Source organism: Methylobacterium sp. 142-1Y, from assembly GCF_057747795.1.
The window spans coordinates 1,366,662-1,380,919 of sequence record NZ_CM173224.1 but is presented as its reverse complement, the minus strand read 5'-3'; the positions used below and the strand labels follow the sequence as shown (position 1 = coordinate 1,380,919).

The window sequence follows — 14,258 nt, the reverse complement described above, 5'->3', positions numbered from 1 at the left end:
ACCGCAGGTAAGGCGCGCACGGACCGCCGCAACGGCGCCGGGGACGCGGCGACCTGCCCGCCCGTTGCGGAAAGACCCCTCGCGCGATCGCCCAAACCCCCCTATAAGCCCGGCTTCCGCGACCGACCTGACCGGTTATCGAAGAGGTGCGCGAGGAGAGGACGATGAGCGAGCGTTGGACCCCCACTGGCTGGCGGCGGCTGCCGATTCAGCAGGTCCCGGATTATCCGGATTCCGCTTCCCTTGCGGCGGTGGAGCGGCAGCTCGCGAGCTTTCCTCCGCTGGTCTTTGCCGGCGAGGCGCGCAAGCTGAAGCAGAACCTGGCCAAGGTGGCGGCCGGCGAGGCGTTCCTGCTCCAGGGCGGCGACTGCGCCGAGAGCTTCGACGAGCATTCCGCCGACAACATCCGCGACTTCTTCCGCGTCTTCCTGCAGATGGCGCTGGTGCTCACCTTCGCGGGCGGGTCGCCGGTGGTGAAGATCGGCCGCATCGCCGGGCAGTTCGCGAAGCCCCGCTCCTCGCCGACCGAGACGGTCGACGGCGTCTCCCTGCCGAGCTACCGCGGCGACATCGTCAACGGCATCGGCTTCTCGGAAGCGGAGCGGATTCCCGACCCGCGCCGGCAGATCGAGGCGTACCGGCAATCGGCCGCGACGCTGAACCTGCTGCGCGCCTTCGCGACCGGCGGCTACGCCAATCTCGAGAACGCGCATCGCTGGATGCTCGGCTTCGTCAAGGACTCGCCCCAGTCCTCGGCCTATGCCGACCTGGCGCAGCGCATGACCGAGACCCTCGACTTCATGCGGGCGATCGGCATCAACCCGGAGACGCACCAGGAGGTGCGCCAGACCGATTTCTACACCAGCCACGAGGCGCTGCTGCTCGGCTACGAGGAGGCCCTGACCCGGGTCGATTCGACCAGCGGCGACTGGTACGCCACCTCGGGCCACATGCTGTGGATCGGCGACCGCACCCGCCAGGCCGACCACGCCCATATCGAGTTCGCTCGCGGCATCAAGAACCCGATCGGCCTCAAATGCGGCCCGTCGCTGAAGGCCGACGACCTGATTAGACTCGTGGACTTGCTGAACCCAACGAATGAAGCCGGCCGCCTGACCCTGATCTGCCGCTTCGGCGCCGACAAGGTCGGCGACCATCTGCCCGCCCTGGTGCGGGCGGTGGAGCGCGAGGGCCGGAACGTCGTGTGGTCCTGCGACCCGATGCACGGCAACACCGTGACGGCGAGCGGCTACAAGACCCGGCCGTTCGAGCGGGTGATGAAGGAGATCCAGGGCTTCTTCGACATCCACCAGGCGGAAGGGACGCATGCCGGCGGCATCCACCTCGAGATGACCGGCAAGAACGTCACCGAGTGCACCGGCGGCGCTCGCGCCCTGACGGCCGAGGATCTGCGCGACCGCTACCACACCTATTGCGACCCGCGCCTCAACGCCGAGCAGGCGCTGGAAGTGGCCTTCCTGACCGCCGACCTCGTCAAGCGCGAGCGCCGGCAGCACGAGCGGCCGCAGATCGAGGCGGCGGAATAGACGTTCCGACATAGCCGGACGACGATGAGGCCCGGGACGGGGGCCGCCTTTTAGGCGGCCCCCGTCCCGGGCCTTTTCGCGTCGAGCGAGGACCGCATCACTCCAACGGCCGGTCGAACGCGACCCCGGCGAACTCGCCGTTCCGCCAGACCAGTCTCGCCCGCCGCGTGACGGTCATCTGGGGGATGACGATCCAGATGCGGTCCGGCAGCATGTGGCGGCGGGAGAGATTGATCTTCGCGCCGGTGGCCGACAGGTCGCGCACGACGCAAGGGATGCGGCCGTAATCGGGCAGAACCACCGTCGCCGGCATCACCGTGCCGTAGCGGCGCCGGCTCCGCTTGTCTTCGGGGGAACGGACCCGAGCATCCGCTCTACCTCCGGCCGCGATGATTGGTCCCTCGCTCATCCCAACCCAGGCTCCGACATGCCGCAACGTCATAGCGATACCAGGGGTAACGCGATCGCATCCGATCGGGAGCAGGGCCATCCACGCACGCGGCGCGGTGTTGAGCGGCAGGGTTAAACCACTCCTGCTTGCTTTCTCGACAATCGCCGCCCCAGGGCGTGCGGGCCTCCGGCACGCCAAGCTCCGGTGCCATAGCCGGTCGAATTGACCCACCGACATGGATGGCCGACATGGCCGCCGAAATCGCCGACCAAGAGGGTTGCGCCCCGTCTGAACCGTCGCTATACCCCCGTCATCCCGCCGGGCCAGCTCCCATCGTCTAGCGGTCTAGGACGTCGCCCTCTCACGGCGAAAACAGGGGTTCGAGTCCCCTTGGGAGCGCCACCGGCCGGACCTTCCGTATAATGCTGCTTGACACGATCGCCGCGGCCCTAGGCCGCCGCCTCGTCGCGCGTTTCGGCCACCATCGACCAAAGAGGTAGCGGGGCTTACCCCGTACACCCAAGGGATGCGCGCGCCGTTGCCGTCCCGGCTGTCCTCATGTGTATCGGCCTGCTAAGCATCGGTCATACCAACAATCGATGCTCGGCGAGAGATGTGATGCAGCGAATGGTCGTGCGCCTGCTGGTGTCGGCAATAGTGTGCCTGATGTTCGCGACATCGGCCCGTCTGTTGTACGGCTCCCTGTCTCCACGTGTGTTGGCGGTGATGCCGAACGACGGCGCGGCGCAAGTCTATCCCGGCCTGCCGATCGCGGTCGGCTTCTCCCGCGCGATGGCACCGGAGACGATCGGCCCTGAGACGATCGCCCTGCACGAGGAGGGCGGCGCGGCCGTGCCGGCGGCGATCGGCTACGATGCGGACCAGCACGCGGCCCGGCTGGTGCCGAAGGTGCCGTTGCGGCCCGGCGCGACCTACCGGATCGCGGTCGGGACCGGGAGCCGGCCTGAGAGCGCCCTCGGGCTGTCCCTCGCCGAGCCGGCGGAGGGGCGCTTCACCGTGGCGGCCGCCCCTCGCCTCGCCGCGATGCCCGGGGCGCCGGTCCTGGTCGCGGTCGGGCCGAAAAACCCCTTCGGGCCCTACTACGCCGAGATCCTGCGGGCGGAGGGGCTGAACCTGTTCTCGGTGGTCGCCACGGGAGATCTCACCCCGGACCGCCTCGCCCGGGCCACCCTGGTGCTGATGACCGAAGCGCCGGACGAGGCCCTGGCCGCGCGTCTCTCCGGCTGGGTGCAGGAGGGCGGCAACCTGATCGCGATCCGGCCGGAGGGCGTCTGGCTGCCGCTGTTCGGCCTTGCAGCAACCGGGGAGGCGCCTCCGGTCGAGCGCTACCTGCAGGTCGATGCGGGAGCGCCGGCCGCCCGCGGCATCGCCCGCCAGGCGATGCAGTTCCACGGGCCGGCGAGCCGTTACGTGCCGGAAGACGCCACGATCCTCGCCCGCCTCTCGACCGGGGCCGAGACCCTACCCTGGCCGGCGGTCTCGCTACACCGGGCCGGCCAGGGCCAGGCGGCGGCCTTCGCCTTCGACCTCGCCACCTCGGTGGTGCGCCTGCGCCAGGGCAACCCGGCCTTCGCCGGCCAGGAGCGGGACGGGCTGCCGCCGCGGCGGCCGAACGACCTGTTCTTCCCGGACTACCTCGACCTCTCGCGGGTGGCGATCCCGCAGGCCGACGAGCAGCAGCGGCTGCTTGCCAACCTGATCGTGACGATGAGCGCCGAGCGCCTGCCGCTGCCGCGGGTCTGGTACCTGCCCGACGAGCGCCGCGCCGCCCTCATCATGGCGGGCGACGACCACGCCACCCGCCGCGGCACCCTCGACGCCTACAAGCGCCTCGTCGCCGAGAGCCCGCTCGATTGCCGGCCCGAGACCTGGGACTGCGCGCGGGCGACCTCCTACGTCACGCCGGCGACGCGGCTCGCGCCGGACCAGGCGCACGCTTACGCGGCGCTCGGCTTCGAGACGGGCATCCACGCCGATACCGGCTGCCGCGACGTCGATGCCGCGACCCTGGGCCTGGCCTTGAGCCGGCAGGTCGGCGGCATCGGGCGGCAGCTCGGCCTGCCGGCGCAGGAGACCCACCGCCTGCATTGCGTGACCTGGAACGGCTGGGCCGACACCGCCAAGATCGAGCGGGCGGCGGGCATCCGCCTCGATCTCGGCTATTACTACTGGCCCGGCTCGTGGATCCGGCGCCGGCCGGGCTTCATGAACGGCTCCGGCTTCCCGATGCGCTTTGCCGACCTCGACGGCCGGGTCCTCGACATCTACCAGGCCGCCAGCCACCTGGTGAACGAGAACGGCATCGACCAGCGCGCCGGCATCGACGCGATGCTCGACCGGGCGCTCGGCCCCGAGCAGTTCTTCGGCGCCTTCGGCACCCATTACGACTACACCGACGGCTATTTCGACCACCTGGTCGCGGCCGCCCGCGAGCGGGGCGTCGCGATGATCTCGGCCGCCCAGATGCTGCGCTGGCTCGACCGCCGGGAGGCGACCCGGTTCGAGGCCCTGGCCTGGAACGGGCACGACCTGACCTTCCGGGTCGATCTCGCCGAGGGGCCCGAGCGGGTGACCGGGATGCTGCCGGTCTCGGCCCTGTCGCACCGCCTCGCGGCGATCACCCGCGGCGGCCAGCGGGTGCATTTCCGGACCGAGACCATCAAGGGCCTCGACTACGCGCTGTTCGACCTGGAAGCGGGCAGCTACGCCGTGGTCTACGACGAGAAGACCTCGGCGATGCCGCTCCCGGCCCGGCTGCGGTGAGGCTTTCGCGCGGGGCTCGCCCCCGTCGGGGCTGCGTCATTTGGGGGCGCAGGCCCTTTCCGGAGCCCGGGCGTTGGGTCGGGACCGCGCCCCGCATCCTGCGGCGGCCCCTTCCCCGAGGCCCGACCCGATGGCTGCCGACAGCAATCCCGTTTCCGACCGCGCCCTCTCCGACCGCGCCCTGTCGATCTTCGCCTTCGCGGCCTACCATCACCTGATCAGCGGCCAGCCGGTCAGCTCCGTGGTGCGCCGGGACGGCAACGGCCACCACGCCGACCCGGAGGGCGCCGCCGAGGTCGAGCAGCGCGGCCTCGCCACCTTGAGCGACGACGCGATCACCTTCACCGCGCCGGGCGTCGCCTTCGTCGAGACGATCGTCGCGGCGATCCGGCAGGCCGGCAGGCGCTGATCCTCGGCAGGTTTCGCAAAAGTCGCCGCCGGTCTTGCGATAAGAACCTGCGACGAAACAAGAATCCAAGCGGACGTCGCGTCGGCCTGCCGACGTTAAGTCTGCTTCGGGCGCTTGACGGTCCGGCCGCCGCGATTGCACTCCTGCCGTCGCGGCGCCGGGCATCCGGGCTCGCGTCGCCCGGAGAGGATTCCCTTGGACGCATCCGCCCTCGCCCGCCTGATCGACCACACTCTCCTGCGGGCCGACGCGACCTCGGCCGAGGTGCGGCGCCTGTGCGAGGAGGCTTTGGCGCACCGCTTCAAGGCGGTCTGCGTCAACCCGGTCCATGTCGGGCTCGCCGCCGGGATCCTGGCCGGCGGCGAGGTCGCCCCCTGCTCCGTCGTCGGCTTCCCGCTCGGGGCGGCGACGCCGGAGGACAAGGCGGCGGAGGCCGCGGGCGCGGTGCGCCGCGGTGCGGCCGAGATCGACATGGTGATCGCGCTCGGGGCCCTGAAGGAGGGGAACCACGCGGCCGTGCGGGCCGACATCGCTGCGGTCCGGGCGGCCTGCCGGGGGCGGGTCCTGAAGGTCATCATCGAGACCTGCCTGCTCGACGAGGCCGAGAAGCGCCTCGCCTGCACCCTGGCGGTCGAGGCCGGGGCCGATTTCGTCAAGACCTCGACGGGCTTCTCGACCGGCGGCGCCACCGGGGCGGACGTCGCCCTGATGCGTGCGACCGTCGGCGACGCCGTCGGAGTCAAGGCGTCGGGCGGCGTGCGCAGCCTCGAGGCCGCCCGCGCGCTGATCGCCGCCGGGGCGACGCGGCTCGGCACCAGCTCGGGCGTGGCGCTGGTGACGGCGGGAATGGCGGGCGAGGCGTATTGAGGCCGCCTTCGACGACCCGTCCGGGTCAGGCCGTCGAGGACCAGGCCGGTTTGGACGCCCCCTCGCCCCGCCCCTCGCCCACCCCCCTGCCGGTCAGCGCCCGGATCGGCGCCGACCTGAAGGCGCAGATCGCGCGAGGGGTCTATCCGCCGGGCAGCGCCCTGCCCTCGACCCGGGCGCTGGCGGCCGAGCTCGGGGTCTCGCGCACCACCGTGACGGCGGCCTACGACCAGCTCGTCGCCGAGGGCTACCTGGAGACCCGGCCCGGGGCCCGGACGCGGGTCGCCGCCGGCATCCTGGCGGGGGCCTCGCCGGCTACGGCCGCTCCGATCCCGCCGCATCGTCTCTCCGCCTTCGGGCGGCGCCTGCTCGCCGAGCCCGCGCCGCCCTCAGGTCCGGCGCCGGCGATCGATTTCCGCTACGGCGACCTCTCGGGCGACGACTTCCCGGTCCTCGCCTGGCGGCGGGCGCTCAACGCCGTGCTGCTGCGCCGGCCGGCGCGCCTCGGCTACGGCGATCCGCGCGGGCTGCCGGAGCTGCGCGCCGCGTTGCAGGCCTATCTCTGGCGCGCCCGGGGCGTGAGCTGTGGCCTCGACCAGATCGTGGTGGTCAACGGCTCGCAGCAGGGCATCGACCTCTGCACCCGGCTCCTCGTCGATCCCGGCGACCGGGTGGTGATGGAGGATCCGGGCTACGGTGCGGCGCGCCGGGCCTTTGCCACTGCCGGCGCCGCGCTCCTGCCGGTCCCGGTCGATGCGGAGGGCTTGCAAACCGGGCGCCTCGCCGGAATCGGGCCCGCGCGCCTCGCCTACGTCACGCCCTCGCACCAGTTCCCCCTCGGCGGCGTGCTGCCCGCCGCCCGCCGGCAGGCCCTGCTCGCCTGGGCGGAAGCGTGCGGCGCGATGATCGTCGAGGACGATTACGACGGCGAGTACCGCTTCGACGCCCGGCCCGTGGAGGCGCTGGTGAGCCTCGATCGGGCGGGCCGCGTGATCTATGCCGGCACGGTCTCCAAGACCCTCTCGCCGCAGCTGCGCCTCGGCTACCTGGTGGTGCCGCCGGGCTTGGGCGAGGTCTTCACGGACGCCAAGCGCCTCGCCGACCGGCAGGCGCCGGGCCTGGAACAGGCCGCCCTCGCGGAGTTCCTGGCCGAGGGCGGCTACGAGCGCCACCTGCGCCAGGCCCGGCGGCGCAATGCCGGCCGCCGCGCCGCCCTGCTCGCGGCGCTGGCCGAGAGCTTCGGCAACGCGGTGCGGGTGGAGGGCGCGGCGGCGGGCCTGCACCTCGTCGCCTGGTTCGAGGGAGTGCCGGCCGCCGCCGAGGCCGGGATGGCGGCGGCGGCGCGGGCGGCGGGCATCGGCGTCTACCCGGTCGGCCCGCTCTACCACGTCGCGGCGGCGCGGCCGGACCGGGCCGGGCTGCTCCTCGGGTTTGCCGGCAGCGAGCCGGACGCGATCCGGGCGGGCATCCGCCGCCTCGCCGCTTGCCTCGCCGCTTCCCTGGCCGCTTGCCTCGCCGAGGCGCGTCTTACCGCGAGCTAACCGATCGTGGACGATGGCTCATGCAGGGTCGCAGCGTCCGTCTCGACGCCGCGGACGATTTCCTCCGAGAGATCAAGCGGGTAGCGGGCACCGGGAGCGAGCCTCTCCCGGCAGCCCGTCGGCGGCTCTCAGCATTCGGAAAGATTTGCCGCGTAGCCCATCAGCAACGACGGCAGCAGGCCGGCGCGTCGCTCCGGCTCTTCCCGAGGGTTACCCGTGCAGCACCCATCTCCGGCACCGGCCCCTCCCTCGAGACGGTTCGGCCGCGCGTCGTCCGGATCGCGGGAGGTCAGGCTCGGGCGCCGCCTCTGGGGCACCGCCCTCCTCATGGCGGCGGGGCTCTTCACCCTCACGGCCATCGTCATCGCGCCCTCGGTCACCGCCTATCGCGGCAGCGAGCGCAACCTCCTGCACATCAGCCGGCTGCGGCAGGTGTTGGAGGCCGCCAACCGCCTCTCGGCGGAGCGGGGTCCGGCGAACGTCATGATGTCGATCGCGCCCGGCAGCGATCCGGCGGCAGAGGCGCGACTGGCCGCGTTCCGCGCGGCGAGCGACGGGGCGCTGGCGGCCCTGCGCGAGCCGGCGGCGGACGAGGCCGGCCACGCCCTGCCCTCCCGCCTCCTCTCGGCGACCGCCGCCCGGCTCCACGCGGCGCGGCGGGACGTGGACCGGGTGGCCGGCCTGCCGGAGGCGGAGCGGGACCTCGAGGGCCTCGCCAGCGCCATCGCCCGGATGATCGCCGCGGTGGACACGTTCCAGGGCGTGGTCGCCTGGGAAATCCAGGCGATCGGCCGGGCCGATCCCGCCCTCGCCGGATCGGCCCTGATCGGCCACGCGGTGAGCGACCTGCGCGAGTATGGCGGCCGGATCGGCTCCGCCATCATCCCGGCCGTCGCCGTGCACCGCCCCCTCGATACCCGCCAGTTCACCGACGCCACGCAGATCCGGGGGCGCATCCTGGAATTGCTGCGGCTCCTGCGCGGGCAGGCGGCGTTCGGGCCCGGGCAGCCCCTCGAAGCGCTTTTTCGCGAGGTCGAGGAGACCTTCGCCGGGCAGGGGCTCGGCCTCATCGAGGCGACGATCGCGGAGGGCCGCGCCGCCGGCCGCTACGGCCTCTCGGCGGACGAGCTGACCCACCGCTACGTGCCGACCCTGAAGCCGGTCGAGGCCCTGCGCGACCGCTACCTCGCCGGGATGGTGGCGGGCTTTGCCGCCGAGCGCGACGCGGTGCGGATGCGGCTCGCAGGGGTCGCCTGCGGCGCCGTCGCGGTCCTGGCCCTGCTGGTCGCCCTGCTGCAATCCTTGCGCGCCTCGGTGCTGCGCCCGCTGCTGATCGCCCGCGAGACCGCGATGGCGCTCGCCGAGGGCGGCGTGCCGGCCAGGCGTCCGACCCTCGGCCCGGCCTTGCGCATCGTCGAGATCCGGCGGCTGTTCGACGCGCTCGCGGTGCTGGAGGAGCGGATGCGCGAGCGCGCCCGCCTGATGGAGACCCTGCGCCGGCAGGCCGAGACCGACGGTCTGACCGGCCTGAGCAACCGCCGCGGCCTCGCCCTGACGATGGCCCGCCTCGCCGCTGCACCGGACGCGCCGGCCGCCGCCCTGATGATCGACCTCGACGGCTTCAAGAAGGTCAACGACACCCTCGGCCACGAGGCGGGCGACGCGTTGATCCGGCAGGCCGGGGCGCGCCTGCGCGCTTGCCTTGCCGGGGACGGCCTCGTCGCCCGGATGGGCGGCGACGAGTTCGCGGTGCTGCTGCCCGGCTGCGACGAGGCCGCCGCGGTCACGGTCGCCGAGACGATCCTGCACAGCCTCTCCGAGCCGTTCCCGGTCGACGGCCAGCCCCTCCATATCGGGGCGAGCATCGGCATCGCGCTGAGCCCGGTGCACGGCCCCCTCACCGACGCGCTGCTCGCCTGCGCCGACATGGCGCTCTACGAGGCCAAGCGCGGCGGGCGGCACTGCCACCGGGTGTTCACGCCGGCCCTGCGCGACGCCACCCTGTCCTGGACCGCCCGCCAGCAGGAATTGCCGCGGGCGCTGGCGGCCCGGGAATTCGAGGTGTTCTACCAGCCGCAGGTGCGCCTCGCCGACCGCCGGATCGTCGGCGCCGAGGCCCTGATCCGCTGGCGCCATCCCCGGCTCGGCCTCCTCGCCCCGGCGGCGTTCCTGGCTCCCCTGGAGGCGAGCCGGCTCGCCGCGCCGGTCGGACGCTTCGTGCTGCGCGAGGCCTGCGCGCAGGCCGCCGCCTGGCACCGGGCCGGCGCCGCGGACCTGCGCGTCGGCGTCAATCTCTTCGGCGCGCAGTTCCACTCGGCGAGCCTCGTCGACGAGGTCCGGGCGGCGCTCGCCGAGTCCGGCCTGCCGGCCTCCTCCCTCGAACTCGAGATCACCGAGACCATCATCCTGCAGCACGACGAAGCCCTGATCGCCCCGCTGCGGGCCCTGCGCGACCTCGGCATCGGCCTCGCCTTCGACGATTACGGCACCGGCTACGCCTCCTTGAGCCTGCTCAAGCGCTTCCCGCTGACGCGGCTGAAGATCGACCGGTCCTTCGTGCAGGGCATGGAAGGCTCAGGCCAGGATCAGGCGGTCAAGGACCGGGCGATCGTGCGATCGGTGCTGACCCTCGGCCGTAGCTTCGACCTCTCGGTGATCGCCGAGGGCGTCGAGACCGAGGCGATGGCCGGGCAACTCTCGGCGGAGGGCTGCGCGGAAGCGCAAGGGTACCTGTTCGGCCGGCCGATGCCGGCGGCGGCGTTCGCGGCCCTCTGCTGGCCGGAGGAGCGGCGCTCGGCGTGAGGGTGCATGCGCCCTTCGCCAGGCGGGACAGCGATCCGGGGACCCAGGAAGTCCGGGACTTTTCGTCTATCCGGGCCACATTTCCTCCAAGAGAAGGGGTGAAACGCGCTGTCTAATACCAACGGTCGTTGAAAACGACCTTTGGTTCCGGTCTCGAATTTTCGCCAAGTCTCAAATTTACGCCAAGCCCGAGGTCCCGGACTTCTGGGCTTGGTGTCGAAAATTCGAGATGGGTCGACGGTCCCGTCGATCTCGGGCCTGCCCGAGATCGAATCGATGCGTCAGCATCTCGGGCCGTTGGCATAACGCAGGAATCGCCTGGATCATCCCGACCCTATTCGATACACCTGCGCTCGGTCGATCTCGCGTAAGCCAGAACCATGTCGGGGCGAACAGGCCTTCTATCCCCGGGGCGCCGCACCTGATCTCAGGCCGGACGCGACACATCCCCGGACGACACTCCCACCCGGGGGCCCGCTCACACCGCCGCCGCCATCGCCTCGCCGAAGGACTGCACCAGGCGCGCCTCCAGCTTGCCGTCCATGGCCGACAGGATCCCCATCGCGTCGGCCATCGGCATCGGGGACTTGTAGGGGCGGCGCTCCGTCAGGGCGGCGTAGATGTCGCAGATGGTGAGCAGGCGGACCATGTCGCCGATCCGGTCGCCGGCGAGGCCGTCGGGATAGCCGGAGCCGTCGAGCATCTCGTGGTGGTGGCGCACCGCCGAGAGGGTCATCGGGTCGCGCTCGCCGCCGGCGAGCAGCACCTCGTGGCCGATGGCCGCATGGGTGCGCATCACGGCGAGTTCGTCCGCATCGAGGCGGCCGGGCTTGTTGAGGATCTCGAGGGGGATGCGGGCCTTGCCGACATCGTGGATCAGCGCGGCGCGCACGAAGCGGAACTGGTCCTCGTGCCGGAAGCCGAGATGCAGCGCGAATTGCGCGGCGAGGCCGGCCACCAGCAGGCAATGCTGGTAGGTGGCGTCGTCGTGGGTCCAGACCGTGTCGAGCCAGCGGGCGAGGCCGCCCTCCTGCACCGCGGTGAGGATCGGGCCCAGGCCGGCCTCGACGGTGCCCATGCGGATCGGCAGGCCGGCCCGGGTCTCCGCCATGAGGCCGGTCAGCGCCTCCCCGGCCCGGACGACGCCCTGGCTCACCGCCTGCTCGGCGGCGCCGGCCATGATCCCGGCCTGGTTGGCCAGGGCCGCCACGATCGTCTCGGGCGGCACGTAGGCGGGCATGCACACCGTCGCCCCGAGGGTCTTGGCGTGGCGCAGCGCATCCTGGGTCGCCTTGCGCAGGAGGCAGACCACCGGCAGGGGCCGGTCGGCGAAGCGGCGCTGGAGCGCGCGCAGGCAATGATCGGCCTCCGGCCGCGACAGCGTCAGGTCGGAGACGACGCCGGCCAGAGCCCGCCGGTCCCGCCACGTCTCCTCGGGTCCGACGACGTCGCAGATCCCGATCGCCCGCAGGGCCGCGCTGATCGCGGCGCTGCGGTCCGGCCTGTCGGTCACGAGGACGAAGGTCCTCTCGTCGGGCATCGCGTCCCTCCCGGCGGCCGCACGGCCCCTTCTGTCCTCATCAGTTACCCGTCCAGTCCCGAACAAATGCTTACGGGGATGATCGACAGAAAAGGTGCAGTGACGGCAAGAAGGAAACAAAACCGCTCATCGGCGGCGAAAGCCGCCGGCCGCGCCCGCCGCCCGGCCTCGTCGCGGCCCCGGCGCTCCTTGCCGAGGATTGTCCCGCGAGACCGGATGCCTCTGCGTTATCGTCCTTGTAACGGTTAGGCCGCATGGTCGCGACGCGCTCGATTGAATCGGGGCACTCTCTCGGCCGGGTCCGTCCTGCGGCACCGGCCGTCTGCCTGCAACCCGTCGGCGACCCGGACCGGCCGCGTTCCGACGCCCGGGGACGGCTCGCCCTCACCCAAGGCCCTCGATGTCGCTCAAGATCGCCGCCCGGATCCAGGCCCTGACCGGCGTCGCGCTGGTCGGGCTCCTCCTCATCCTCGGCCTGTCCGCCTACGATCTCGCGGGCGCGGTCACCAGCGGCCGCTCCCTCAAGACGAAGGACCTGGTGGACGCCGCCCACAGCCTGCTGGTGCATTTCGAATCCGAGGAGCGTGCCGGGCGGATGACCCGGGACTCCGCCCAGAAGACCGCCGCCGCGGCGATCGGCGCCTTGCGCTACGGCAATGGCGAGTTCTTCTGGATCAACGACATGCAGTCGCGGCTGGTCGCGCATGCCGATGCCAAGCTGGTCGGCCGGGACGTCAGCGGCCTCGCCGAGCCGTCCGGCCGCAAGTTCTTCGCCGCGATGATGCGCAAGGTCGAGGCGGACGGCGCGGCCTTCGAGACCTACACGTGGACGCGGCCGGGCTCCGACGTGCCGGTCGAGAAGGTATCCTATGCCCGCAGCTTCCGGCCCTGGGGCTGGGTCGTCGGCTCCGGCATCTATGCCGACGACACCGCGGTCCAGGTCCATGGCTGGCTGAAGAACCTGTTCGTCGGCGCCGGCCTGGTGGCGCTCCTCGTCGCCGCCGCCGCGACGCTGATCGGCCGCAGCATCGCCCGGCCGCTGGTCGGGCTCTCCGGCAGCATGGCGGCGCTCGCCGCCGGCCGGCTCGACGAGACGGTGCCGGCAACGGCGCGCCGCGACGAGATCGGCGCCATGGCCGCGGCCGTGCAGGTGTTCAAGGAGAGCATGCTGCGGGCCCGCGCCCTGGAGCAGGAGACGGCTTTGGCCCGCGCCTCGGCCGAGGAGCAGCGCCGCGCCGGGATGCGCCAGATGGCCGATGCCTTCGAGGCGGCGGTCGGCGGCATCGTCGGCCGGGTCTCGGCCTCGGCCACCGAGTTGCAGGCCACGGCGCAGGCCATGACCGCCACCGCGCGGGAGACCGCCAGCCAGTCCAACGCCGTGGCGGCCGCGGCCGCCCAGGCCGCCGCGAATGTCGGCACGGTCGCCGCCGCCGCGGAGGAACTCGGCGCCTCGGTCGGCGAGATCGGCCGTCAGGTCGACGGCTCGGCGCGGCTCGCCCAGGCCGCCGTCGCGGAAGCCGGGCAGACCGCCCGGGAGGTGCGCACGCTGACCGAGGCCACCGCCCGGATCGGCGACGTGGTCGGGCTGATCTCGTCCATCGCCAGCCAGACCAACCTCCTGGCGCTCAACGCCACGATCGAGGCGGCCCGGGCCGGCGCGGCGGGACGCGGCTTTGCCGTGGTGGCGGCGGAGGTGAAGGAACTCGCCGGCCAGACCGCGAAGGCCACCGAGGAGATCACCAGCCAGATCGCGGCGATCCAGGCCTCGACCGGCCAGGCGGCGAGCGCGATCGGCGGGATCACCGCGCGGATCGAGGAGATCTCGACCGTCGCGACGGGCATCGCGGCGGCGGTGGAGGAGCAGGGGTCGGCAACCCAGGAGATCGTCCGCAACGTTTCCCAGGCGGCGGCCGGCACCGACGAGGTGACCCACGGCGTCGCGGCGGTCGCAGGCGTCGCCGAGCAATCCGGGATCTCGGCGTCCCAAGTCCTGGCGGCATCCTCCGAGCTGTCGCGGCAGTCCGAGCATCTCGGCGCCGAGGTGAACCGTTTCCTCGCCACCGTCCGGGCGGCGTAATGCCGGGCCTCGCGGGCTCGCCGACCGCCATGCGAGCGCGCGATCCGGCATGAAGACAGTCATCCGTGACCTGCCGCCCGGGACCGATACGATCCCGGGCGGCGGATAAATGTCCGCCTTCTCCCGATGACGATGCCGTCCGGCCACATCAGGGTGTGGGAAAGACCGAGTGATCGCCGCGCCCCGTCCGATGGTGCGGCGAAGGGATCGCTCGACTGTCCGGCGAAACGACGGCGGGACAAAAAATCGACCGCAATACTTGATATGATGCCGGATAATCAATCGCTGCACATTGTTTCT

At 72.2% G+C, this 14,258-nt stretch carries 9 protein-coding genes and 1 tRNA gene; 8 read left to right on the top strand and 2 right to left on the bottom strand.

Annotation, left to right across the window (positions count from 1 at the left end):
- The first annotated feature begins 164 nt into the window (after positions 1 to 164).
- Positions 165 to 1,547 (top strand): class II 3-deoxy-7-phosphoheptulonate synthase, encoded by a 1,383-nt coding sequence (locus tag AC3AOF_RS06405; protein ID WP_236991559.1) that lies wholly within the window; start codon positions 165 to 167, stop codon positions 1,545 to 1,547.
- A gap of 97 nt (positions 1,548 to 1,644) precedes the next feature.
- Here AC3AOF_RS06405 and AC3AOF_RS06400 read toward each other — a convergent pair whose 3' ends face one another.
- Positions 1,645 to 1,956 (bottom strand): PilZ domain-containing protein, encoded by a 312-nt coding sequence (locus tag AC3AOF_RS06400; RefSeq protein ID WP_236991560.1) that lies wholly within the window; start codon positions 1,954 to 1,956, stop codon positions 1,645 to 1,647.
- A gap of 308 nt (positions 1,957 to 2,264) precedes the next feature.
- On the opposite strand from AC3AOF_RS06400, the gene AC3AOF_RS06395 reads away from it, so the two are divergent.
- The 6 genes from AC3AOF_RS06395 to AC3AOF_RS06370 all read left to right on the top strand — a co-directional run bounded on the left by AC3AOF_RS06395 (position 2,265) and on the right by AC3AOF_RS06370 (position 10,341).
- Positions 2,265 to 2,340: transfer RNA gene (locus tag AC3AOF_RS06395), tRNA-Glu, on the top strand.
- Between the two features lie 324 nt (positions 2,341 to 2,664).
- Complete coding sequence (locus tag AC3AOF_RS06390) at positions 2,665 to 4,722, top strand: Ig-like domain-containing domain (protein ID WP_488347998.1); 2,058 nt, start codon at positions 2,665 to 2,667, stop codon at positions 4,720 to 4,722.
- A 130-nt stretch (positions 4,723 to 4,852) separates the two neighbouring features.
- A complete protein-coding gene (locus tag AC3AOF_RS06385) occupies positions 4,853 to 5,131 on the top strand; it encodes a hypothetical protein (protein WP_488347997.1) in 279 nt (92 codons plus the stop codon).
- Positions 5,132 to 5,326: 195 nt separating this feature from the next.
- Positions 5,327 to 5,998 carry a deoxyribose-phosphate aldolase gene (deoC, locus tag AC3AOF_RS06380; protein WP_236991563.1) on the top strand — a complete coding sequence of 224 codons (672 nt, stop codon included), beginning with the start codon at positions 5,327 to 5,329 and terminating at the stop codon, positions 5,996 to 5,998.
- Positions 5,999 to 6,048: 50 nt separating this feature from the next.
- The gene (gene pdxR, locus AC3AOF_RS06375) at positions 6,049 to 7,539 is read left to right on the top strand and encodes a MocR-like pyridoxine biosynthesis transcription factor PdxR (protein WP_488347996.1); all 1,491 of its coding nucleotides are present in this window, start codon (positions 6,049 to 6,051) and stop codon (positions 7,537 to 7,539) included.
- Positions 7,540 to 7,866: 327 nt separating this feature from the next.
- Positions 7,867 to 10,341 carry a putative bifunctional diguanylate cyclase/phosphodiesterase gene (locus AC3AOF_RS06370; protein WP_488347995.1) on the top strand — a complete coding sequence of 825 codons (2,475 nt, stop codon included), beginning with the start codon at positions 7,867 to 7,869 and terminating at the stop codon, positions 10,339 to 10,341.
- A gap of 478 nt (positions 10,342 to 10,819) precedes the next feature.
- Here AC3AOF_RS06370 and AC3AOF_RS06365 read toward each other — a convergent pair whose 3' ends face one another.
- Positions 10,820 to 11,881, bottom strand: a complete 1,062-nt coding sequence (locus tag AC3AOF_RS06365; protein ID WP_236991566.1) for an HD-GYP domain-containing protein — start codon at positions 11,879 to 11,881, stop codon at positions 10,820 to 10,822.
- A 400-nt stretch (positions 11,882 to 12,281) separates the two neighbouring features.
- On the opposite strand from AC3AOF_RS06365, the gene AC3AOF_RS06360 reads away from it, so the two are divergent.
- Positions 12,282 to 13,958 (top strand): methyl-accepting chemotaxis protein, encoded by a 1,677-nt coding sequence (locus AC3AOF_RS06360; RefSeq protein ID WP_488347994.1) that lies wholly within the window; start codon positions 12,282 to 12,284, stop codon positions 13,956 to 13,958.
- Positions 13,959 to 14,258: the final 300 nt, after the last annotated feature.